Origin of the sequence: Campylobacter bilis, from assembly GCF_016806695.1 — a bacterium.
Taxonomy (GTDB): domain Bacteria; phylum Campylobacterota; class Campylobacteria; order Campylobacterales; family Campylobacteraceae; genus Campylobacter_D; species Campylobacter_D bilis.
Window position 1 is genome coordinate 88,428 of record NZ_WUED01000001.1, and the last position, 23,753, is coordinate 112,180.

Sequence of the window (23,753 nt, forward strand, 5' to 3'; positions counted from 1 at the left end):
TTATGCCTTTTGCGACCAAAAACTCTCCATATGTAAATTGGCAAAAGCGGTTTTTAAGCTGGTAAAAAGCTTAGGGTATTCTTTCTCTAAATTGCTTAGAATTTGTTTCATCTCTTCTCTTGCATGCGGAAATTTCACATTTTTTTCACTCAATCTCATACCAGGACAAAACTCATTGCCTATAACACTCAGTCTATTTTGTATAGCATTATCTCTTAATTGTCTTTCGCGTACGAAAATTAAAGGGCGTATCACACTCACACCACGTTTACTTTGATAAATAGGCGTTAAAGTCCTTAAAGCTCCATTATGAATAAAATTCATAAAAAAGCTTTCTGCAGCATCATCTAAATGATGTGCTATAGCAAGTTTATTAAAACCTTTTTCAAGTGCATAAGTATATAAAGCCCCACGACGCATTCTTGAAAAATAACTACAAAAACTCGAATTTTCTCTTATAGTATCAGCTGAAATTTCATAAATATTAGAATCAAGCACACTGTGTTTAATACCATGTTCTTTACAATGATCATGAAGTTTAGAATAATCCTCCCCCATACCATAGCTTAAAGTTACAGCCTCAAATTCGAAGTTAAAAGGCACATGCGCTTGCATACGATTTAAAAGATGAGCTAAAGCTAAAGAATCCTTACCTCCACTAAGCCCTAATAAAACACGATCGCCATCTTTAATAAGGCCAAATTTAGCATTAGCTTGCGCTACTTGCCGTATGAGTTTTTTACTAAGATTTATCATAATTTCTCACACATTTTAAGGACAAAATTGGCTGAAATTTTAGCAGAATTATTAACAAATTCATCAAAATCAAATTCTGCTTTTTCTCCTGCTTTATCACTCATTGCTCTTAAAATAAAACAAGGCACTTTTAAAGCATCACATACCAAAGCCACACTCGCACCTTCCATTTCACAAGCATCAGCATTAAAAATTTCTCTGATCTTTGCTTTTTTTACTTCATCACAAATAAATTCATCCCCCGTTGCAATAATCCCTGCACGAAGCTTAATATTTAATTCTTTAGCAACTTCTAAAGCACAATGATTTAATTTTTCATCAGTCTTAATAAAAATTTCATTACCCGGAACAAAACCCAAAGGATGACCAAAAGCAGTGATATCAAGATCGTATTGTACTAATTCATTTGCATACAATAAATCGCCAATTTCAAGCTCAGGATTAAATGCTCCTGCAACACCGGTAAAAAGCAAAACTTGTGCACCAAATTTTTCTATCATCACACTCGCACTTAAAGCAGAGTTCACTTTACCTATTTTAGAATATGCTAGAATAAGTTCATGATTTTTATAGTGTGCAAAATAATAAGTATTGTTAGCATATTCTATTTTTTTATAATCTTTAAGTATTTCAAGCAAAGGAGTAATTTCCTCACTCATGGCACCTAAAATCGCTATTTTCATGATATAACCTTTAAAAATTTATCAATATCATCCATATTTGTCAAAGCATAAGTTTCTTTTGAAGTAATTTTTTTATTTAAACCTTTAAGCACATTAGCACCAAATTCAACAAAACAATCAAGTTCGTTTTCACAGGCTTTAATGCTTTGTTTATAAAGTACAGGTGAAATAAGCTGTGCTTTTAGCAAAACAAGGGCTTCTTCTTTACTTGTATAAGCTTTAGCATTGACATTAGACAACACGGTTTTAAAATTCGGCTTTAATACCTTTTCAAGCTCGGCAAAAAGCTTATTTGAAGCATTTTCTAAAAGCGGACAATGACTGGCTACACTCATATTTAAAAGCATAACTCTTTTAGCGCCTGCGTTTTTAAAAACATTTTCATAATTGATTAAATCAGATTTTAAACCCGCTACAACCACTTGTCCATCACAATTATAATTTGCAGCAAAAATTTGTTTATTTTCTTCTATAGCCTTTTGGCAAAGTTCTTCTACAAGAGTATCATCAAGACCTAAAATCACCATCATACCTGCTTGAATTCTAGCACAATCTTCTTGCATAAATAAGCCTCTTTTATTAACCAAAGAAAGGGCTTGTAAAAAATCAAAAGCACCATTAATAGCCAAAGCACAAAATTCACCCAAAGAATGCCCCAAAGCTAGCTTAGGATTTAAATCAGATTTTTTTTCCAATAAAACACTATAAGCCATTAAAGAATTTAAAACAATAGCAGGTTGGGTAAATTGGCTTTCATTAAGTTGATCATTTTGTTTAAAAAGTAAATGCTTGAAATCAATTTTACAAAAATCGCTTGCGTTTTGAAGAAGTTCTTTAGCTTTTATAGAATTTTCATAAAAGTCTTTTCCCATACCAAGACTTTGCGATCCTTGACCTGGAAATATAAATGCAATATCCATTAGTGACAAGCGCATCCACCGCCACAACAACCACCATTTCCATGATGATGTTCATGTCCACTTGCACAACCACAGCTATGAGCTTGCGCAATAACACCTGTTAAAATTTCATCTTCACTGGCTGCTCTAACATCTACAATATTTAAAGAAAAAAGCAAATCACATCCTGCATAAGGATGATTATAATCTATAGTCACATCATTTTCACCAATTTGTTTTACAGTAACACGCACACTTTCGCCATTTTCACCTTCACCAAAAAGCTCCATACCGATTTTTAAATCAATACCTGCAAATTGCTCTTTTGGCAAAGTCTGCACAGCATTTTCATCATACTCACCTAAAGCTTTTTCTTTTTTAATTATAATATCAGCATTACTTGGACAATCAAGCTTCATTACTTCTTCTTCTAAACTTTCTAAAATTTGACCTTTACCCAAAATAAAAGAAATAGGCTGGGAATGAAGATTTGATTCTAAAATTTCATTGGTATTTGCATTTTTTAACTCATAAAACATTGAAACTACACTATTTTTTTCTATGGCCATTTTATCTCCTTGATTTATTTTCTATTTGGCGAAGCCTTTGCTTCAGGTGAATTAGGATAATTACTCTTTAAAGCTTTATAAAAACCATTAGCCGTTTTTATATCTCCTAATTTATCCAATGCAATAGCAGTATGATATAAAAGCTTTGGAAAATAATCTCCCTTTGTACTTAAAGAAGAACTTTTTTTATAATAAATTATTGCATTATTATAATTTTTTTTCTTATATTCTATTTCACCTAGCCAAAAATGCGATCTTGCAGGCTTATACTGTTTTAGTATAAGAAAATTGAATTTTGCTTTAGCATCTTCAAAAGCATCTTTATCAACATCTTTTATTGCTAATTCTAAAATTTCATTATTTTGTTTCTTTTTCCAAGAATCATCAATTTGCTTTATTTTATCTTCTTGTGTGCTATTATTTTCTACAGTAATATTTTTATCTTGTGTTGTTAAAGCAACAGTAGAAGGATTATTTAAAATACTTAAATTTCCCTCATTAGACTCATTTTTAGGAATATTATTTGCATTAATAGCATCCACTATAGAACTAAGTTCAGCTAAAATTTTTTTCACTTGCTTATTGTTAGCTTCTTGAATTTTTCTGCTTTCTTCAACATAAGCTTTTAATTTTTGAATTTCTGCACTGAGATTATTTTCGACATTTTGACTGTTTTGTTCAAGCTGAGTTAATCTAGCATTTGATTTAGCATATTGGGAATTTATACCCTCTAAAGTACTCTGTAAGCCTTCAACTCTTTGATTGACTTCATTAATCCTTGCATCTACTTGGATGCTTTGATCATTTAAACTGTCTAATTTTTCTTTAAACAACTTTTCATTTGAGGTTAAGCCATAAGAAGAATTACTTGTTAGATCTCCTGCATCAAAAGCAGAACTTTCAGCATAAAGTAGAGTAGCCCCTAAAAAGGCTACTATAAATATTTTTTTCATTAATTATCTTGATAGTTTAAATTCAGCACGACGATTTTGTGCATCGCAAGCTTTAGTTTTTTCTGTACACACAGGATTGGTTTCTCCATAACTTTTAACTGCAATCCTATCAGCACTTACACCTTTAGCAATCAAAGCTTCTTTTACCGCTTTAGCTCTTTTTAAACCTAAAGCTTGATTGTATTCATCTGTTCCCCACTCATCACAGTTTCCTTCAACAGTAATATTAACACCACTTACTTCAGTATTGAAAATTTCTGCATTTGTACTAATAGTGTTTTGCATATCAGAACGAATATTAAATTTATCAAAATCAAAATATACTTTATTTAAAGTATCATTAAGCTGAGAAATTTTAGAATCAATATCCCATCCATCAATCCCACCTGAACCACGATTAGAATCGACACTACTATCGCTACTTACGCTAGTACTTTTCGTACTACAACCGCTAATAACAACCGCAAGAGCTGTAATGGAAGTAAAAAGAATTTTTTTCATTTATGACCCTTTCAAAGTTAATAAATTCTTTAACATTATATCTTAATTTTAATTAATTTTTACCTAAAATTGAAATTTTACCAATCAATTGATTGAATTTTACCAACTTTAAGAGGGAAATAAAAAGTCTTATTTGCATTAACACGAATAACACCTAAAGCACTTTGCATACCAAGGTATTTAATAAATACTATACTCCCACCATCACTAGAAAATCTTGGAAATAAATTCTTTCCATTTGCGGTTAACTGACGTATATAATCACTATGAATTGACATTAAATAAATATTAAACACACCTGCTTGATTAGGTTCACGACTTGAATAAACTAAAAAATCTTTATAAGTAGAAACTGCTGAATTATTCCTACCATGAAAAACAACTTGCTCAATGCTGCCATTATTTAAATCTTTCATAAAAATATTAGGATAACCCAAACGATCACTTACAAACACTATCTTACTATCATCTAAACCAATAAAATTCCCATTGACATCAATACCAGAATAAGTAGTAAGCTGCGTTAAAACTTTAGAATTTAAATCATACAAATAAACATCAGGCTGATCTTTTGGTGCCATAGTAACAAGCAATTTAGTCCCATCTGCATTTACATCACTCGCTACAACCATACCTCCACTGGATAAAATCTTGCTTGCTTTATTAACGTTTAAATCATAACGGTACAAGGTAGGTTTATCATGATCATAAGCTGTATAATAAAATAAAGTTTGTTCTTTATTTCCCCATTTTGGGAATAAATTAAGCCCACCATCAACAATAATTTTTTGATAAGTCAAAGTATAATCAGCCATAATAATCTGACTTTTCTTAGAACTAGAATTCCTTGCAATAAGAATTTTATGATCCATCCAATCAACAGGAGCAAGCCCTAAAACATTTACAAAAGCTTTAACACTTTTATGTGCTAAAAAAGGATATTGCTCTAAGCCGCTTAAAGTATAATTTTGCTCTGATTTTAAAGAAGAACCAACTTTAGTTTTAACATTTAAATTTAAATCATTGCCATTTTTATTTAAAGTATATTCAAAAGTATAATTACTTGCTTCAAATCCCTCGCTAACAATTTCGAAATTTGAACTCACTTTCAAATCATTAACGATAATATTATAAAAACTTTTCTTTAAATCTGCATCATTTAAATTAGAATTATCTTTAACAATAATTTTTGGTAAAATTGCACCAGAATTAACAATATCAATAATAGGATCTTCTGCCCAAAGACTTCCTAAAAAGACCAAAAAAATTACAAATTTTCTTTTCATTTTTTCTCCTCATCGTTTTTAACTTTTACTTCATCTTTTAAATTCATTATAATATTTATATTTTTATTTTGCGGAGGATAAGCAATAAATTTACCTTTTTGATTTTCTAAAAATTCAGCCACTTTAGCATCATATAAAGGATTACCACTTTTTTCAACTGAAGTATAACCAAAATTTCCATTTTCATCAATAAAAATTCTTACCTTAACAGAAATTTTATCGCTACTAGGATAATACTGACTCCATCTTTGAGTAATGATACGCACAACCTTACCTAAAAATTCATCATAAATCCCTTTTTTTTGAACCTTAATACTCTCACCTTGTATTAAACTTTCTTCTTCAAGTAAACTATCATTGAGTTGTTTAACGAGTTCAGATGCTTGAGGTTTTAAAGAATTTAAAGAATCTGATTTAGCACTTGATTGAATTTTTGTTGTTTTTTCTTCTTGCATTTGCTTAATATTTCCAAAAAGTTCATTAAAATCACTTGCTTTTTGATCTATATTTTCAGTTTTAACCGCTTTATTTGTAGTTTGAGCAAAAAGCTTTTCTATATCAACTTGTTGTGATGATTTTTGCATATGTTTGGAAGTGTTTTTTGGACTTGGTTTTGAAAAATCAGCAAGTTCAATATCTATAAAACTGTCTTTAATATCTGTATATTGGGTTGCTAATTCAGACTCATGCACAAGTTTAAAAAAAACAAAAACCACCACACAAAGATAAATTGCCAAAGCAAGTAAAAACGAATTAAAATTACTCAGACCATAATTTTTCATGATTATTCAGTTTGCAAAGCGACTTTAGTAAATCCTAGATTTTTTACACTTCTTAAAACTGAAATTACATCATCATATTTTAAGCTTTTATCAGCACGTATAAAAACTGGATTTTCGGTATTAAAATACGCTTTTTTTTGAGCAAGATTATCAGCAAAACTTACAAAATCATATTTTTCTTGATTTAAAAAAATTTCTTTTTTTGCATTGATAGTAATGATTAAGCTTTTAACAGTGGGTGCACTAGAATTTTTTTGACTCCCTTGTGGGAGATTAACCTTTTCTTCATAAGTAATACTTGGAGCAGTTACCATCAAAATAGCGAGTAAAACAAGCATAATATCCACCAAAGGTGTGATATTTAACTCGGGCTTTTCATCATCAAATGGCATAGTTTAAGCCTTTTATTTTTGAGAATTTAAAACTTTAATCTCACTATCAATAATGCTTAAAAGTTCAAAGGCTTTTCTTTTGATAATAAGATGAAAAGTATAAGCAGGTATGGCTACTAAAATACCGCAAGCTGTTGCAACCAAAGCCTCACTAATTTTAGGTGCAATAATACTTAAAGAATTTTGCGTTCCTAATCCGCCAAAAGTTTCAAGTATAGCAATAATTGTCCCAAAAAGCCCTATAAAAGGCGAAGTAGAAGCAATAATACTTAACCAAGTAAGCCCTACAGAAGCACGACGACTTGCTAAATTCCTATAAATTTCTAAATGCGATGGGGTAATATCACTACATTTGCTTAAAATAGAATCTGTACGACTTAAATCCTTCTCTCCTAAATGCAAAGCTTGTAAGCTTTCCTTTTCTCTACTTTTCCAAGCTGCCAAATAAGTCGACCTAGCAAATAAAACACTAAAAGTCAAAATAAAATATAAAGAAAGCCATAATAAAACTATGTAAGTAATAGCACTTGAACCATTGAAAAAATGAAATACAGCTTCAAAATTCATTAATGTGCCTTTATATTATCAAATTTTGAAAAAGTTGCTGCTAAAGCTACACTATCAGAACTCATAGACTTAATCAAATCCTTTGCTTGCATAAGATTTTTTTCTATCTCGCTTTCATCATCTCCACAAATACAAACCGCACCCTTAGCTAAAACACAAATTTTATCTTCATCTACCTTAGCATGCCCCGCATCAATGGCTATTAATTCATGATTTAAATCGGCTTTTTCAATATCAATCACTCCTGATTTCAAAGAAGAAACCAAAGCAGCATGCCCCTTAAGTACACCAAATTCTCCTTCACTACCGGGTAAAGTTACAGATTTTACTTCTCCTTGATAAATCATACCCATAGGTGTAATTAACTCGAAATTAATCAAATCATTCATTGATTAGCCTTTTAATTTATCAGCTTTTGCAATAGCTTCTTCTATATTTCCTACCATGTAAAAAGCATTTTCTGGTAAATGATCATATTTACCTTCTAAAATCCCTTTAAAACCGGCTATAGTATCTTCAAGAGTGATATATTTACCTGGACTGCCTGTAAAAACTTCAGCAACAAAGAAAGGTTGTGAGAGGAATTTTTCTATTTTTCTTGCTCTTTCTACTACAATTTTATCTTCTTCACTTAGCTCATCCATACCTAAAATAGCAATAATATCTTGAAGATCTTTGTATTTTTGAAGCACTGATTGAACACCACGTGCTACTTTATAGTGCTCTTCACCAATAATATTTGGATCAAGCATTCTTGAGGTAGAATCAAGTGGATCAACTGCAGGATAAATGCCTTTTTCAGCAATAGATCTATTTAAAACTGTTGTAGCATCTAAATGTGCAAAAACAGTTGCAGGAGCAGGATCGGTTAAATCATCAGCTGGAACATAAACGGCTTGAACTGAAGTGATAGATCCTTTCTTAGTCGAAGTAATTCTTTCTTGGAATTTACCCATCTCACTCGCTAAGGTAGGTTGATAACCTACAGCCGAAGGAATACGTCCTAAAAGTGCTGACATTTCAGAACCAGATTGAGAAAATCTAAAAATATTGTCAATGAACATTAACACATCAAGACCCATTTCATCTCTAAAATATTCTGCCATAGTAAGACCTGTTAGGGCAATACGATTTCTTGCTCCTGGTGGTTCATTCATTTGACCATAACACAAAGCAACTTTATCTAAAACATTACTTTCTTTCATTTCATTATAAAGATCATTTCCTTCGCGCGTTCTTTCACCAACACCAGCAAATACTGAATACCCACTATGTTTAAACGCAACATTATGAATAAGCTCCATAATAATAACAGTCTTACCTACACCTGCACCCCCAAAAAGCCCTACTTTTCCTCCTTTAGCATAAGGAGCAAGCAAATCTACAACTTTGATCCCTGTTTCAAAAATTTCACTTTTTGTACTCTGATCTTCAAAAGCTGGTGGATCTCTATGAATAGCCCATTTTTTATCAAAAGTGATTTCTTCACCCTCATCGATTAAATCACCCGTAACATTAAAAATCCTTCCTAAAACCTGTTTACCAACAGGCACACTAATAGCTTCACCTAAAGCCTCGGCTTTTAAACCTCTTACTAAACCCTCTGTCATATCCATAGCAATAGTTCTAACCCTATTATCTCCTAAATGTGCTGCTACTTCCAAAACAAGTTTACGTTTTTTTCCTTCACTTTCAAAATTGACAACAATTGCTTCATTAATTTGAGGTAAATAGTCATTAAAATCTACATCAACGACTGGACCTAATACTTGTGAAATAAACCCTTGCATTATTTATCTTCTCCTTAAAATTTACTATTTCATCGACTCAACACCACTAATAATTTCAATAAGTTCAGTGGTAATGGATTCTTGTCTTGCTTTATTATAAGCTAAATTCAATTGTTTAACTCTTGCTTTAGCATTATTAGTAGCATTGTCCATAGCTTGCATCCTAGCACTATGTTCTGCGGCTAAAGAATCAATTAAAGCATAATACATATTATATTCCAAATATGTTTTCATTAAATCTTGCAAAACCTCACTTCCCTCAGGTTCTAACTCTAAAAGAGAATTATGAATCTTTTCAATACTTTTTGGTTCAACGGGAATAAGATGATTGATTTTAAGTTCTTGAGTTATCATATTTTTATAACCATTGTGTATTAAAATAACCTCATCTGTATTAGCATTTAAAAAATCCTCCACAGCAGCATGGATAATTTCACATGCTTTTTCATAATCTGGATTAGAACTAAGATGGAAATATTTTTCTAATAATTCTATTTTTTGGAAATTAAAATATTCAATCCCACTTTTACCTATAGCTCTAAGACGTACAGTAATGTTTTTTGCTTCATACTCTTTTAATAATTCAGTAATTGTTTTTAAAGTTTTAATATTAAAACCACCGCACAAGCCTTTATCAGCAGTAATAAATATCAAATCCACAGTTTTAATTTGTTCTTTTTTATGGAATAAAGTCAATCTTGCATCGTTTTGATTGTGGATAATTTTATTAATTTGAAATGAAATTTCATTTAAAATTTCATCGATTTTTTGGGCATAAATTCTAGATCTCTTAGCTGCCTCTTCTGCTTTTTTAAGTTTAGCAGTAGAGACTAATTTCATAGCATTAGTTGTTTTTTGCGTGTTATGGACACTTTTAATTTTTCTTTTAATTTCTTTTAAATTAGACATAAAAGACCTTATAAATGATTTGCTTTAAACTCATTAATGGTTTTAGCTAATTTTTCTTCTAATTCAGAATCTAAAGCTTTTTTAGAACGAATTTGATCAAAAATATCTGGGTACTTTGCTTCAATAAAAGGATAAATTCCTTCTTCAAATTCTTTAATCTTGGAAAGTTCAACATCATCTAAGAAACCTTTAGTTCCAGCAAAAATTAAAACCACTTGTTTTTCAATGCTAAGAGGAGAATAAGGGGCTTGTTTTAAAAGTTCAACCATTCTTTGACCCCGTTCAAGCTGCTTTCTGCTTGCTTCATCTAAATCGCTTGCAAACTGTGCAAAAGCCTGAAGTTCTCTATATTGTGCAAGATCAAGTCTTAAAGTTCCTGAAACCTGTTTAGTAGCTTTAATTTGTGCCGCACCACCAACACGTGATACAGACAAACCAACATTAATAGCAGGACGAATACCAGAATTAAATAAATCAGTTTCTAAGAAAATTTGTCCATCTGTAATAGAAATAACATTAGTTGGAATATAAGCAGAAACATCTCCTGCTTGTGTTTCAATGATTGGCAAAGCTGTTAATGAACCTGATCCTAATTCATCATTTAATTTACTCGCTCTTTCTAAAAGCCTTGAATGAAGATAAAAAACATCACCTGGATAAGCTTCACGACCTGGAGGACGACGTAAAATTAAAGACATTTCACGATAAGCTACAGCATGTTTACTTAAATCATCATAAACAATCAAAGCATGTTTAGAATTATCCCTAAAAAACTCACCCATAGTCACACCTGTATAAGGAGCTAAATACTGTAAAGGAGCAGGATCTGAAGCACCCGCATTTACAACAATAGTATATTCCATAGCTCCATGTTCTTCAAGTCTTTTGACAACCTGTGCTACTGTGCTTTGCTTTTGTCCTATTGCAACATATATACAAATCACTCCTTGACCCCTTTGAGAAATGATAGTATCTATAGCAACAGTTGTTTTTCCTGTTTGTCTATCACCAATAATAAGTTCTCTTTGACCACGGCCAATAGGCACAAGCGCATCAATAGCTTTTATACCTGTATATAAAGGTTCATGAACACTTTTTCTAGCCATAATTCCTTTTGCTTTTTCTTCAACATAACGATACTCATTGGCATTAATAGTACCTTTAGCATCAATAGGCTCACCCAAAGCATTCACCACACGACCAATTAAAGATTCTCCTACTGGAACTTTGAGTAGTTTTTTAAGTCTTTTTACAGAAGTGCCTTCTTTTAAACCTTCACCTTTTCCTAGTATAACCACACCCACACTTGACTCTTCGAGATTTAAAGCCATACCTTTATCGCCATTATCAAATTCTACCATTTCACCGGCCATAATATTTTTAAGACCATAAACTTTAGCAACACCATCAGCTACAGAAATAATCTTTCCCGTTTCTTCGATTTCAAGACTTAAATCAAAATTTTCAATTCTTTCTTTAATTATCGAACTGATTTCATCAGCTTTAAATTTCATTTACTTTTTCTCCTTAGATAATTTTCAATATATATTCATTCAATTTATTTTGAAGAGCTTTCATGGAAAAAGAAAGTTCATAACCTAATTCTTCTAATTCTATTTTGACACTATCATCTTGGTTTGTTTTATTATTTAATTTAATATTTGCATTAAACTTTTTATTGAGTTTTACTTGAAGATCTGCAAGATCTTTTGGATCTAATTTTTCTTTAGAATAAATAATACCTTCAAAAATATTCTCTTTAAAAGCTTTTTGTCTTTGAAGCTCTTTAATAATATGCGGAATGCAGCTTAATCTTGAATTTTCGACTAAAAGTTTTAAAAAATTTTGAAAATTAGAATTTTTTGTTTCAAAAAAAGAATTAAGAAATTCTATTTTTTTTTCTTTTTTAACCTGAGTGGACTCTATAATATTTCTAAATTTTGGCAAAGCAAAAGCGGAATTTAAAATACATAAATTTTGATAAAATTCATCTATATCTGCCCTTGAGATTATGGCTTTTGCATATCTTGTCGCAATCATACTTTCCATATTTTTAAGATACCTTTTTCATCATAAGTTCTATAATTTCATTTTGTTTTAATGTCATGTTAGGATCAATAAAAATTTCTTTTAAAACATCTGATACTAATTCTTTTTCCATTTTTCTTAATTCATAATTTTTTTGATCTTCAAAATGTTTTTGAAGTAAATCTAGCTCATCTTGAGTCTCTTTTTTGATATTTTGAACCAAAATCTCAGCTTCTTTTTTTGCTGTAACTAAAGCTGCTGCTGAATTGGCTTTAGCTTCTTCAAGCTTTTTCATTGTGTCTAATTTCTTAGCCTTGCTTTCTAAAAGTTTTTTTTGGATTTCATCAAGTTTAAAAGAAATTTTCAAGATACGATTTTTATAAAAATTTTTAAATGGAGTAGCTGCAAAATAATACAATATAGCTATAAAAATTAAAAAATTAATAGTTCTTGAGACAATATCGTATTCACCATTACCATTAGACGCACTAAAAGCATACAAAGGAAGTAATAATACGATATAATTTAACTTTCTCATCTTTCTCCTTAAATTTTCTTTATACTACTTTTTAAAACTTTCTTAAGTTCTGGCAAATGCATTTGTAAATGTTCTTTTAATTCCTGCTTTTGGGCAGCTAATTCTACATAAAAACTGGCCATTTTTTTTTCTAACTCTTCTTTTTTGCTTTTAATAATTTGTTCTGCTTCTTCTTTAGCAATAGTTATAGCAGCTTGTTTAATTTTATAAATTTCTTCTTTAGTGTTAGCATGGATCGCTTCTAATTGATCATTGACACCTAAGGCCTCTTGAGAATTTTCTTTTACCTTATTTTCATCATTTCTTATAGAATCATTTCTTTCATCCATAAATTTCAAAAGAGGCTTATACAACATGCTATTTAAAATAACTATCATAGCTAAAAAAATAGCCATAGTCGCAAGCATTATAGAAGAATGCATATCTTCAAACATAATTCTCCTTACTAGAAAATTTTTGAAGATCTATTCTATCATAGAAAAACTAAGATTTTGGTTAAAGCTTTCCAAGGATTTGGGTTAATTGCCTAATTTTATCAATATTTTCCAAATAAATTATAAAATCACCATGTTTATTTTTACAATTAAAGCCCAAACGATTTAATATTTGTTTTAATTTTTTTATTTCATTATCAAATTCTTCATCAGTAAAATCACCATTATTTTTTATTTTTTTAACTATTTTTTCAGTGTCTCTAACATTAAGCTTTTGACCTATTATACTATCAACTAACATCTTTTCATGCTTTTTATTTAAACCTACTAAAACCTTGGCATGACCTTGAGAAATTTTACCCAAAGCAATCAATTCTTGAGTCTTAGCATCTAAATTTAAAAGCCTTAAAGTATTTGTTATTTGAGTACGGGATTTATGGATAAGTTCTGCTAAATTTTCTTGAGTGATTTTATAAACTTGCATCAAATCTTTATAAGAATTAGCAAGCTCTATGGGATTTAAATTTTCTCTTTGTATATTCTCTATAAGGGCTAATTCTCTTAGTTTACTCTCATCAATATCAGCAATAAAAGCTAAAATTTCTTTTTCTTCTAATAATTTCATCGCTCTTAAACGACGTTCTCCAGCAACTAAAACAAACTGATCTTTTTTCTTAAATACAATAATAGGTTGTATCAGTCCAAATTCTTTAATAGAATTGGCAAGTTCTTCTAAAGCTTCCTTATCAAAATTTTTTCTTGGTTGGAAAGGATTGGGAAAAATTTTATCAATTCGTATCATAATGCTTTGATTTTTATCAAAACCCAATTCCTTACTATAAACAGTATCCATATCACTAATTAAAGTGCTTAAGCCTCTATCCTTATTTAATCCCATTAAATTATCCTAATATAGAATATGCCAAATTTTGATAGGCTAAAGACCCAGGGGATTTAATATCATAAAGTATGATAGGCTTACCAAAACTTGGGCTTTCAGCAAGCTTCACATTACGAGGAATAACAATAAAATCATCTTCATTACCATTGATAGTAAATAATTGTTTTTTAAAATTTTGTTTTAAATCATCTACCACATCTTTAGATAAATTATTTTGCGAACTATACATCGTTGGTAAAAATCCACGAACTCTAAGTTTAGGATTGAGAGTTTTTTTGATTATTTTAATAGTATTTAAAACCATGGCCACCCCTTCAAGTGCATAAAATTCACACTGTATAGGGATAATAACGCTATCGCTTGCTGCAAATGCATTGATTGTAATACTACCAAGAGCAGGTGGAGAATCAATGATAATAAAATCATAATCATCAAGCACTTCTTGGATTTGATTTTTAAGCAGCATTTTTTTTTCATTATTTTCGCCCTTAGCAAGTTCTTGTTCTATACCTACAAGACCTATATTTGAAGGTGCTAAATGAAGCTGTGGTAATTCTGTTTTTAAAATAATATCAGAAAGCTTTTTTCTTCCTATAAAAACATGATAAATATTATACTCGTAATTATTACGATTAAAACCAAGTCCTGTGGTAGCATTTGCTTGAGGATCTACATCAATTAAAAGCACTTTTTTTTCCGCTACCGCTAAAGAAGCTGCTAAATTTACAGCTGTTGTTGTTTTGCCAACCCCCCCTTTTTGATTAGCTATTGTAATAATTTCACTCATCTTAAACTATACACCCTTTTATCGCCTAATAAAATTGAACCATCCTTATATAAAAAAGAATCTCCAAGTGAAAAAACTCTACCTTCATAATGGACACTAAATTTTCTTGATTTTTCAAATTCTAACATATACTTGCTAAAAATATTCTTCCATGAAATTTTTTTTTCTACTTTTTCTAAAAACTCACATACTAAATCATCAAGCGGGATTTTTATATCACAGAAAGCCGCATTTTTAGGTGCAAATTCAAGATTAAAACCTAAACCTACTATAATAAAATTAGAAATTTTAGCGCTTATAATTCCGCCTGCTTTTTTATCATCTAAATACAAATCATTAGGCCATTTAACCCAAATTTTAGAACCTTTTTCTTGTAAAATCTCTTTAAACAAATAAGCAAAATAAATACTCGCAGAAACTAAAGGCAAATCTTTGGGCAAATCTCTTTTTTCAATACAAAAAGACAAATGCAAATTCCCTTTTAAACCCTGCCAAGAATTTTCTCTACTTCCAACTCCATTGGTTTGCTCTAAAGCATAGATGGCAAAATTGCTCTCAATTTTACCACTACGAATTTGATCACATAAAAAAACATGAGTAGACTCTATACTCTTAACACAAACAATCTTCATTTTTAAGTCTTTTACCGTTTAAATAAGTCCTACCATCAAGAATTTTTTTTCCACTTTCTTGAAGCTTTTTAACGCGTAAAATTCCTTGTTTACAAGAAAGCAAAAAACTCTCTTTTTCAAGTTTTAAAATTTCACCCATTTTAGCATTTTGTTTAAACTCATCCACAAGTTCAAGTTCTAAAAATTTCAAACCACTTTGTAAAAACACTCCAGGCCAAGGCATAAAAGCCAAATATTTTTGATAAAGTTCTCTTGCGTTTTCTAAATTTACAAGCCCATCTTCTTTTTTAATCTTAGTGCAAAATGTGACTAAGTCGGGATCTTGTCTTTTAGGAGTGATCTTATCAAAATTTAAAAGAGTAGAAAGTATAAGTTTAGCAGCCAAATGTGCTAAAAGTTCAAAAACTTCTGTGGAATTTTTATCTTTTATATCACATTCTACACTCTCAAGAATATCACCTGCATCCAAACCCTCTTGCATTAGCATACTACAAACCCCGCTTTTTTCATCGTTATTTAAAATCGCACTTTGAATAGGGCTAGCACCACGATATTTTGGAAGCAAAGAAGCATGCAAATTCACACAAGGAGCAATATCTAAAATAGCTTTAGGTAAAATTTTGCCATAAGCAGCTACCACAATAAAATCGGGTTGAAATTCTCGAATTCGTTCTATAATATTCTCATCTTTTAAAGAAAAAGGAGTAAAGATAGGAATATTAGGATAGTTTTGACTTAAAAAAAGTTTAGTATGGCTTGGAGTTAGAATTTGTTTCCTACCTACAGCTTTATCAGGCTGGGTAAAAAGTGCTAAAAGTTCAAAATTATTATTTTCTATAAGCGCTTTTAAAATACAAGTTGCATAAAATGGAGTTCCCATAAAAATAATTTTTTTCATTTTTTCACTTTATATAAATTAAAAGATGATTAAATAGCCATCGTAACTTTTATTTTAAACATCTCACACTAAAACTCTGTTTTTGCAAGAATCCCTTAAAGCCTTAATCTCTTCTAAAAGCTTGAATTTAAGCTCTTTAAGCCCTGTTCTTTCAAGACTTGAAACCTTGATGAAAAAGCTTTGGGGATTATTATTTTGCTTAAGATAATCTTCTAACTCATTTAAATTTAAAGCCATTTGCTTGGCATAATCTTGACCTAAATTCACACTATCACTTTTTGAAATCATAATACCTAATCTACGTTTGACAAGTTGAGTTGAAAATTGTTCAAGCTCTTTTCTTAAAATAATAAATTGATCTTTTAAAGACATTTCCCTCATAGGATCAAGCACAAAAAGCAAAAAGCTTGTCCTTTCTATATGCTTTAAAAAAGTAAGCCCTAAGCCCTTACCTAAACTAGCTCCTTTAATAATCCCTGGAATATCTGCCATTATAAAAGAATTATACTCATCCCCATCAACAAGTCCAAGTTTTGGAGTAAGAGTGGTAAATTCATAATTTGCAATTTCAGGCTTAGCATTTGAAAGCACACTAATAAGCGTAGACTTTCCTACATTTGGAAAACCCACAAGTCCTACATCAGCAATGAGTTTTAACTCAAGTTTTACTAGACGGCTTTGACCTTTAATACCGCTTTGTGCATAATCAGGACGTTGATTTGTAGAGTGTTTAAAATGCGTATTGCCAAGACCTCCTTTACCACCTTTTAAAAAAAGCTCCCTTTGACCTTGCTGAGTAAGATCAAGTAAAACCTCGTGGCTTTGCGCATCAATAACTTGCGTTCCTTCAGGCACAATAAGTTCTAAATTTTCACCTTTTTTACCATTTTTATTACGACCCATTCCATTAGCACCATTTTTAGCGTGCAATAGTTTTTTGCCTTTAAAATTGACAAGCGTATGCATATTATTATCACAAACAAAGATAACATCCCCGCCATTTCCACCATCGCCACCATCAGGGCCTCCTAAAGGGACATGTTTTTCACGGCGAAAACTTACAGCACCTTTACCACCATCACCTGAAGCTAAAGTAATTTCAACGCTATCAATAAACATTTTGATCGCCTTTAAGTTTAAATTATAAAACTAAAATTAGAATATAAAGAAGTCAAATTAATAAAATTCCAAAAATGCTTTTTGGCATCTTTGGAATTTATGCAGGGTAAACAGAAACTTTTTTTCTCTCTTTATCTTTTCTTTCGAATTTTACAAAACCGTCAATAAGTGCAAAAAGAGTATGGTCTTTTCCCATGCCTACATTATTACCTGCATGAGTTGCAGTGCCTCTTTGACGAATGATGATGTTGCCAGCTCTAACAAACTCACCACCAAATTTTTTAACACCTAAACGACGACCTATAGAGTCACGATTATTTTGAGTTGATCCTTGACCTTTCTTGTGTGCCATTGTTTACTCCTTAAGCTTTGATATCTTTTACTACGACACGAGTAAATTGTCTTCTAAAACCTCGTTTGAGTTTAGAGTCTTTTCTGCGTCTTTTTTTATAAATCACAACTTTTTTATCTTTTCCGTGGTTAATCACTTCTAAAACAACTTTTGCACCTACTACAAAAGGCGCACCTACCTTTAATTCTTTATCATTGATAGCAAGCACTTGACTTACTTCAATACTTGCTTTACTTTGAGCTTCAAAGCGATCAAGTTTTAATTCATCACCTACACTTACTTTGTATTGCTTTGAACCGTATTTGATAATAGCATACATTGCTTTTCCTTAAATAATTTTGGTAGTACCATAAAGCACCACATAGGGATTTGAAAGCTTTAATGGTTTAATAAAACTTTTATTTTATAGAATTTTTCTTTAATTTTTAATGAATTTAAGAAAAGATTTAAAATTTTTAATATCAATACTTCATTGACCGTATAAATAACTCAATTTCACTTTCTAAAAATCACCAGGTTACTGACTTGCTAGATCCTGTTTTATCAATAGTTTGTTCATCTTCCCAATAAACCAAACCCGAATTTAAATCTGTAAGTCTTAATAAAAAGAAATACTCAACTTGAATCTTACCATTGCTAAGTTTTACATTATCTTGCCTTATTTTACCTGTAAGCGAGAAATCAGGAGAAATAAGTGTGCCTTTTTTAGCAATAGTTTTTTGATCAAATTCATCATTATCCCTTAATTTTCTCACATCTTCACTCATACTATCAATCGCACCTCCTGCAGCAACTGCTGAAGTTAGAATAAATTTTCCCGATTTTCTTAAAGCTGAAGTAATTTTAGCAGTAAGTTTATCAGTATCAATTCTTTGTGGGGTATCATTTACAATCCTACCCATAGCAAGAACCTTTCTTGTGCCTGGCTTAATATTTGCAAACGCTTCATCACTAAGCATACTCATTATCATAGTTTGCGCTGTATTTTCAAAATCTTCTCTATCAAGCCCTAAACTTAAAGCATCACCCTTTTTTACTTGAGTAGCTTTTCCATCTGTATATATAGTTTGTGTACAACCGGATAAAAACAAACTTCCTATAAACATTACGCCTAAAATTTTTACTATTTTCATGATCTATCTTTCCTTAAAAATCAATTTTTTGTTTTAAGCTCTATTTTAAAATCCTTAGTCCTTTTATCAAATGCAAGTTTACGAAGGATCACCTCTTTTCCTGCGGGAATTCTTAAAACTTTATAATCTTCATTGATGCTATCTTTTAAAACAAAACCATCTTTATCTAAACAATCGATTTTATAAATTATGTCCTTTGTAAAGCTACTTTTTAAAATAATTTCTAATTCTAAAAAACCATTATCATTGACACGTTTTTGAAAGCTTTTAACCAAACTTTTTGGTAAATTTGTATCTAAAATCTCTACTGAATTGACATTTGACTTAATAGATTGACTTGAGGCACAAGCATTAAGCAAAAGCAATAAAATCGATAAAATAATATTTTTCATTTTCTATCCTTTATTTTTGTATTAACGCAACACTTATAGGCAAATACGTAGCAAAAGATCGCAATATTATAAGAGTATTTTCATACTTGTTTATTTCCTTTTGAAATAAAATATTACCTTGAGGATCTTGTATTTTGATCTTACCTTGATTTTCTACCATTGCAATGCCTATATTTTTAGGCAAACCCCTCCAAGAACGCACATCAGCTTTACTCGTAACAGCAGCGGCCACTGCACTAGCAAAACTTAGCAAACCACCTGTAGAATCATTATTTGCCACAGCTGTATTTAAAGCAATTTTAACCATAGTTTGCGTTAAAGCTTTTGCAATCATACTTGGCATATTGATTTTAAATTCCGTAGCCACAATATCATCTAAATCCACAAAATCACTTGTGTCTTGACCATTGATGTTTAAATTAGCAAAAGAAAGCCCTCTTTTTCTTAAAGTTTGCAAAGCAACACTTACGCTAATAATTTTTTTATCCACTATAAAAGGCAAAGTTAAACCAAATTCATCTTTAATAATACCAAAGCCATTTTCATAAACTATAAAAATATATTTTTTTGGATCTTGAATTTTCATTTTTGTCGCATAGACTTTAAAAATTTCGCCTTGTTTTTCAATCGTTTTATTATTAGGATAAGTAATTACTATTTCTCTAAATAAATCTTGTGCTCTTTTATAGTCTTTATCCATGAAAAAAAATACTGCGGCTAAATAAGTCGCATAAGGATTAATAAAATTTTTTGTCGTATGAAATTCTTTAAATAAATTATCATATTGTGTTTGTATGGTTTGTGAATTTTTGGTGATATTTTTATTATAATTTTTATCTTCTTTAATTTTCTCTAAATCTTGGCGATTTCTTTCGATTTCTTTAGCAAAATATTCCTTTGCTTTATCTTGACGCATTAAAGCACGATTAAATTCCACTCTAGCATTTTCATAATCTTTTTCTTGCATATAATTTAAAGCCTTATATACATTTACCATAATTCTTTCATATAAAGAACCTTCATAATCTACAATATTATCATTTAATAAACTTGTGCTAAGTAATTTAGCCCCTTTAGAAACTGTATTTTGTAAATCTACATCATATTTATAAGATTGCTCAACAGCATCAAAAAATACATTACTACGATTAAAATCACCACAATTTCTAGCAATCAAACCCACATTTAATCCTATATAGATCACATCATTATGGTTATGAATCTTTTCTAAATTTTGATTAAAAAAATCTTCTTTGCAATATTTTTGGGTTAAAGCATTTTCAAATAATGTATTTTGCTTAGCATAATTAGCACAAGCACTTAAAAAAAGACAAATAATACTTAATAAAATCAACCCAACTTTTATTTTCATCAAAAAATCTCTCTTTAAAAGAAAATTAAAATAAATAAGCGTAGTATATAATCAAAAAGCTAATATAAACAAATCCTAGGAAAACCTAGGATTTTTTTAAACAAACAGGGAAGCTAGAATAAAACCTAAAGCCACAGCAATGGCTATAGTTAAAACGCCTGGTATAAAAAAAGAATGGTTAAATATAAACTTACCAATTTTAGTCGTTCCTGTATCATCCATTTGCACTGCACCAAGCAAGGTAGGATAAGTTGGAAGCACAAAAAGAGCTGAAACAGCTGCAAAACAAGCTACAAGCATATAAGAATCATGGGGATTTGCTGTAGAAATTCCTAAAGCAGTAATGATAACAGGTACTATAGCTTTAGCAGTTGCTGCTTGAGAATATAAAAGCATACTAGCAAAGAAAAAGGCTACTGCGAGCATTGCAGGAGTTTGTTTTACCCATTCACCTGCTACTTCTTTGATTGAAGCTTCATGCCCTGCAACAAAAGTATTGCCTAACCAAGCCACACCAAAAACACAAACACAAGCTGTCATACCACTTTTAAACACGCTAGTATCAAGAATTTTACCTGGTTGAACCTTACAAAGCCAAGTGATTAAAGTCGCTGCAGTAAGCAAAAAACTCATAATCGCTGCATCTCTTGGAACAACAACAGGATCAATCCATTTAATATTACTAGAAATTGCAGTAGCATAAAGCACAACCGCTAAAACTGTAAGAAGAAAAATCCCTACTGAAAGTTTAGCACCTGGCTTGTCTTCACCATGTAAAACATCTCCTGCATCTTTAACAAGTCCTACTTTTAAGCGTTCTTGATAAATGAGATCTTTACTAAGATCCATAGGAGTGATTAAACTTACTATAAAAGCTGTAAGCATACAGGCTACAAAAGTAGTACTTATCCAAATTCCAATCAAAGTTGGATAATTCCAACCTAGAGGTTCTAAAACACCACTCATATAAACAACAGCAGCACTAACAGGAGAAGCTGTAATGCCAATTTGCGAAGAAACCACCATCAAAGAAAGCGGAACACTTGGTTTAACATTTTGCGATTTTGCAACATCAACTACAACAGGCATTAAAGAAAACACAGCATTCCCTGTTCCTGCAAGAATAGTCAGCAACCATCCACAAGCAGGAGCTAGGTAATTTATAAATTTGGGATTTGCCCTTAAGATTTTCTCTGTTAATCTTACCATATAATCAAGTCCACCTGCTTCTTGCATGGCTGCAATGGCTGCAATGGCTGCGGCAATTATTAAAATAACATCCCAAGGAATATTCCCTGGCTTCATTCCTAAAACAAGTCCTAATATAAGAACCCCAAGTCCCCCTGCATAACCTATAGCTATACCACCTAAGCGAATACCTATAAAAATCGCCCCAAGAAGGACCAGTACTTGTAAGATTATCATTATATCCATGATTAAATCCTAAAATATTATTTTTTAGCTTCCATATGAGGATTTAGCATATTTGATGGAGTTAAAATTTCATCAATTTGTTCCTTACTCAAAAGCCCTCTTTCAAGTGCAATATCAGCTACTTTTTTACCCGTTGCCATTGCTTCTTTAGCTATGCTAGTAGAGTTCTCATAACCTATATAAGGATTTAAGGCTGTTACTATGCCTACTGAATTATAAACAAAATCTGAACAAATTTTTTCATTTGCACTAATACCGTCAATACATTTATCCGCTAAAGTATACATAGCTTTTTCTAGCATTACAACAGAGTTAAATAAACTATAAGCAATCACAGGTTCAAAAACATTAAGCTGTAATTGCCCACCTTCACTTGCAAAAGTGACAGTCACATCTGCGCCAATAACAGCATAGCAAACTTGATTGACCACCTCAGGAATAACAGGATTTACCTTGCCAGGCATAATAGAACTACCAGGTTGCATTTTTGGTAAATTGATTTCATTAAGACCACATTTTGGACCACTGCTTAAAAGCCTTAAATCATTACATACTTTAGAAAGTTTTGTTGCAACACGTTTTAAAACTCCTGAAATTTGCACATAAGAACCCGTATCTTGAGTCGCTTCGATCAAATCCTCAGCTACAGTATATTCAAAACCTGTTACTTCTCTTATTTTTCTTTCTACTACTTTAGGATAATCAGGATGAGAATTTATCCCTGTTCCTATAGCAGTTCCGCCAAGATTGATTTCTAAAATCAACTTTCTAGCTTCTAAAACTCTTTGGATATCCTCACCTATCATCACAGCAAAAGTTTTAAACTCACGGCCTAAAGTCATAGGAACAGCATCTTGAAGCTGTGTTCTACCCATTTTTAACACATCTTTAAATTCTTCAGCTTTTCTTTCATAAGCTTTTTTCAAATACTCCATAGCTTTAGCTAAATCACTTAAATAATCATGTAAAGCAAGGTGCAAGGCTGTAGGATAAGCATCATTAGTACTTTGACTTAAATTAACATGATCGTTTGGATGAAGGTATTGATACTGTCCTTTTTTATAACCCATAAGCTCAAGGCCAATATTAGCTATAACTTCGTTTGCATTCATATTAGTACTTGTTCCAGCACCCCCTTGTATCATATCCACTACAAATTGATCATAATACCCGCCTTCTAAAATTTTATCGCAAGCTTTAATAATAGCATCTTGGATATTTTTATCTAATAATCCTAATTCATAATTTGCCATAGCAGCAGCTTTTTTCACCCTGGCTAAAGCCCTGACAAAACGAGGAAAATCTTTTAATCTATCATGAGAAATATCAAAATTTTCAATAGCTCTAAAAGTTTGTACTCCATAATAAACCTCATCAGAGATTTCCAATTCCCCGATAAAGTCATGTTCTTTTCTTGTTCCCATTTAAAACCTTTCATCAAAGTATTTTTAATTTAAATCAATACAACAATCGATTTAAATCATTAATAATGATATTGCATTTTTAGTTAATAATTGATTAATAAATAAATTAGTTTCAAAATACATTAAATCAAGTATTTATATATTTACATTTAATTTTCATTAATATAATTATTTTTATTTATTTCAAAAAAAAATTAATATATTTTTACTAACTTTTTTGTT

General features: G+C 30.8%; 29 protein-coding genes. All 29 read right to left on the reverse strand.

The features are described 5' to 3' along the window. The 29 genes from GRQ01_RS00530 to aspA all read right to left on the reverse strand — a co-directional run bounded on the left by GRQ01_RS00530 (position 1) and on the right by aspA (position 23,531). The gene (locus tag GRQ01_RS00530; protein WP_158333905.1) at positions 1–756 is read right to left on the reverse strand and encodes a PP-loop family protein; all 756 of its coding nucleotides are present in this window, start codon (positions 754–756) and stop codon (positions 1–3) included. Then, complete coding sequence (locus tag GRQ01_RS00535) at positions 753–1,442, reverse strand: 5'-methylthioadenosine/adenosylhomocysteine nucleosidase (protein ID WP_203121109.1); 690 nt, start codon at positions 1,440–1,442, stop codon at positions 753–755. Before GRQ01_RS00535 ends, GRQ01_RS00530 begins: the two co-directional genes overlap by 4 nt. Then, a complete protein-coding gene (gene fabD, locus GRQ01_RS00540) occupies positions 1,436–2,359 on the reverse strand; it encodes an ACP S-malonyltransferase (protein ID WP_158333967.1) in 924 nt (307 codons plus the stop codon). The genes GRQ01_RS00535 and fabD overlap by 7 nt, the downstream gene beginning before the upstream one ends. After that, the gene (locus GRQ01_RS00545; protein WP_158333907.1) at positions 2,359–2,907 is read right to left on the reverse strand and encodes an FKBP-type peptidyl-prolyl cis-trans isomerase; all 549 of its coding nucleotides are present in this window, start codon (positions 2,905–2,907) and stop codon (positions 2,359–2,361) included. Before GRQ01_RS00545 ends, fabD begins: the two co-directional genes overlap by 1 nt. Positions 2,908–2,921: 14 nt before the next feature. Next, on the reverse strand, positions 2,922–3,860 hold the full coding sequence (locus GRQ01_RS00550) for a tetratricopeptide repeat protein (protein WP_158333908.1): 939 nt from the start codon (positions 3,858–3,860) through the stop codon (positions 2,922–2,924). Between the two features lie 3 nt (positions 3,861–3,863). Further along, entirely contained in the window at positions 3,864–4,361 is a 498-nt protein-coding gene (gene pal / locus GRQ01_RS00555; protein ID WP_158333909.1) for a peptidoglycan-associated lipoprotein Pal, read from the reverse strand. 77 nt (positions 4,362–4,438) lie between these two features. After that, on the reverse strand, positions 4,439–5,647 hold the full coding sequence (tolB, locus tag GRQ01_RS00560; RefSeq protein ID WP_158333910.1) for a Tol-Pal system protein TolB: 1,209 nt from the start codon (positions 5,645–5,647) through the stop codon (positions 4,439–4,441). Next, positions 5,644–6,429: a TonB C-terminal domain-containing protein gene (locus GRQ01_RS00565; RefSeq protein WP_158333911.1), complete on the reverse strand. Its 786-nt coding sequence runs from the start codon at positions 6,427–6,429 to the stop codon at positions 5,644–5,646. Before GRQ01_RS00565 ends, tolB begins: the two co-directional genes overlap by 4 nt. Positions 6,430–6,431: 2 nt before the next feature. Further along, positions 6,432–6,821, reverse strand: coding sequence for an ExbD/TolR family protein (locus GRQ01_RS00570; protein WP_158333912.1), 390 nt, complete (start codon positions 6,819–6,821; stop codon positions 6,432–6,434). A gap of 12 nt (positions 6,822–6,833) precedes the next feature. Further along, positions 6,834–7,388 (reverse strand): MotA/TolQ/ExbB proton channel family protein, encoded by a 555-nt coding sequence (locus GRQ01_RS00575; protein ID WP_158333913.1) that lies wholly within the window; start codon positions 7,386–7,388, stop codon positions 6,834–6,836. Next, positions 7,388–7,777 carry an ATP synthase F1 subunit epsilon gene (atpC, locus tag GRQ01_RS00580; RefSeq protein WP_158333914.1) on the reverse strand — a complete coding sequence of 130 codons (390 nt, stop codon included), beginning with the start codon at positions 7,775–7,777 and terminating at the stop codon, positions 7,388–7,390. The genes GRQ01_RS00575 and atpC overlap by 1 nt, the downstream gene beginning before the upstream one ends. Positions 7,778–7,780: 3 nt before the next feature. Beyond that, a complete protein-coding gene (atpD, locus tag GRQ01_RS00585; RefSeq protein ID WP_158333915.1) occupies positions 7,781–9,178 on the reverse strand; it encodes a F0F1 ATP synthase subunit beta in 1,398 nt (465 codons plus the stop codon). A 24-nt stretch (positions 9,179–9,202) separates the two neighbouring features. Continuing rightward, positions 9,203–10,087 (reverse strand): ATP synthase F1 subunit gamma, encoded by an 885-nt coding sequence (gene atpG, locus GRQ01_RS00590; RefSeq protein ID WP_158333916.1) that lies wholly within the window; start codon positions 10,085–10,087, stop codon positions 9,203–9,205. Between the two features lie 8 nt (positions 10,088–10,095). Further along, positions 10,096–11,601: a F0F1 ATP synthase subunit alpha gene (gene atpA / locus GRQ01_RS00595; RefSeq protein WP_158333917.1), complete on the reverse strand. Its 1,506-nt coding sequence runs from the start codon at positions 11,599–11,601 to the stop codon at positions 10,096–10,098. 13 nt (positions 11,602–11,614) lie between these two features. After that, on the reverse strand, positions 11,615–12,136 hold the full coding sequence (locus GRQ01_RS00600) for a F0F1 ATP synthase subunit delta (RefSeq protein WP_158333918.1): 522 nt from the start codon (positions 12,134–12,136) through the stop codon (positions 11,615–11,617). Between the two features lie 4 nt (positions 12,137–12,140). Beyond that, a complete protein-coding gene (locus tag GRQ01_RS00605) occupies positions 12,141–12,653 on the reverse strand; it encodes a F0F1 ATP synthase subunit B (RefSeq protein WP_158333919.1) in 513 nt (170 codons plus the stop codon). An 8-nt stretch (positions 12,654–12,661) separates the two neighbouring features. After that, on the reverse strand, positions 12,662–13,087 hold the full coding sequence (locus tag GRQ01_RS00610) for a FoF1 ATP synthase subunit B' (protein ID WP_158333920.1): 426 nt from the start codon (positions 13,085–13,087) through the stop codon (positions 12,662–12,664). 61 nt (positions 13,088–13,148) lie between these two features. Then, positions 13,149–13,985, reverse strand: a complete 837-nt coding sequence (locus GRQ01_RS00615; protein WP_158333921.1) for a ParB/RepB/Spo0J family partition protein — start codon at positions 13,983–13,985, stop codon at positions 13,149–13,151. A 4-nt stretch (positions 13,986–13,989) separates the two neighbouring features. Then, entirely contained in the window at positions 13,990–14,775 is a 786-nt protein-coding gene (locus tag GRQ01_RS00620; RefSeq protein ID WP_158333922.1) for a ParA family protein, read from the reverse strand. After that, on the reverse strand, positions 14,772–15,407 hold the full coding sequence (locus tag GRQ01_RS00625) for a biotin--[acetyl-CoA-carboxylase] ligase (protein ID WP_158333923.1): 636 nt from the start codon (positions 15,405–15,407) through the stop codon (positions 14,772–14,774). Before GRQ01_RS00625 ends, GRQ01_RS00620 begins: the two co-directional genes overlap by 4 nt. Next, entirely contained in the window at positions 15,388–16,305 is a 918-nt protein-coding gene (gene fmt / locus GRQ01_RS00630) for a methionyl-tRNA formyltransferase (protein ID WP_158333924.1), read from the reverse strand. Before fmt ends, GRQ01_RS00625 begins: the two co-directional genes overlap by 20 nt. Positions 16,306–16,368: 63 nt before the next feature. Then, a complete protein-coding gene (gene obgE / locus GRQ01_RS00635) occupies positions 16,369–17,424 on the reverse strand; it encodes a GTPase ObgE (protein ID WP_158333925.1) in 1,056 nt (351 codons plus the stop codon). 97 nt (positions 17,425–17,521) lie between these two features. Beyond that, positions 17,522–17,776 (reverse strand): 50S ribosomal protein L27, encoded by a 255-nt coding sequence (rpmA, locus tag GRQ01_RS00640; RefSeq protein WP_158333926.1) that lies wholly within the window; start codon positions 17,774–17,776, stop codon positions 17,522–17,524. A gap of 10 nt (positions 17,777–17,786) precedes the next feature. Continuing rightward, a complete protein-coding gene (rplU, locus tag GRQ01_RS00645; RefSeq protein WP_158333927.1) occupies positions 17,787–18,095 on the reverse strand; it encodes a 50S ribosomal protein L21 in 309 nt (102 codons plus the stop codon). A gap of 190 nt (positions 18,096–18,285) precedes the next feature. Continuing rightward, the gene (lpoB, locus tag GRQ01_RS00650) at positions 18,286–18,909 is read right to left on the reverse strand and encodes a penicillin-binding protein activator LpoB (RefSeq protein ID WP_158333928.1); all 624 of its coding nucleotides are present in this window, start codon (positions 18,907–18,909) and stop codon (positions 18,286–18,288) included. 20 nt (positions 18,910–18,929) lie between these two features. Beyond that, complete coding sequence (locus GRQ01_RS00655; RefSeq protein WP_158333929.1) at positions 18,930–19,301, reverse strand: YcfL family putative periplasmic lipoprotein; 372 nt, start codon at positions 19,299–19,301, stop codon at positions 18,930–18,932. A gap of 10 nt (positions 19,302–19,311) precedes the next feature. Then, positions 19,312–20,673 carry a COG3014 family protein gene (locus tag GRQ01_RS00660; protein WP_158333930.1) on the reverse strand — a complete coding sequence of 454 codons (1,362 nt, stop codon included), beginning with the start codon at positions 20,671–20,673 and terminating at the stop codon, positions 19,312–19,314. A gap of 96 nt (positions 20,674–20,769) precedes the next feature. After that, a complete protein-coding gene (locus tag GRQ01_RS00665; protein WP_158333931.1) occupies positions 20,770–22,107 on the reverse strand; it encodes an anaerobic C4-dicarboxylate transporter in 1,338 nt (445 codons plus the stop codon). Positions 22,108–22,124: 17 nt separating this feature from the next. Further along, positions 22,125–23,531 (reverse strand): aspartate ammonia-lyase, encoded by a 1,407-nt coding sequence (aspA, locus tag GRQ01_RS00670; protein ID WP_158333932.1) that lies wholly within the window; start codon positions 23,529–23,531, stop codon positions 22,125–22,127. Positions 23,532–23,753: the final 222 nt, after the last annotated feature.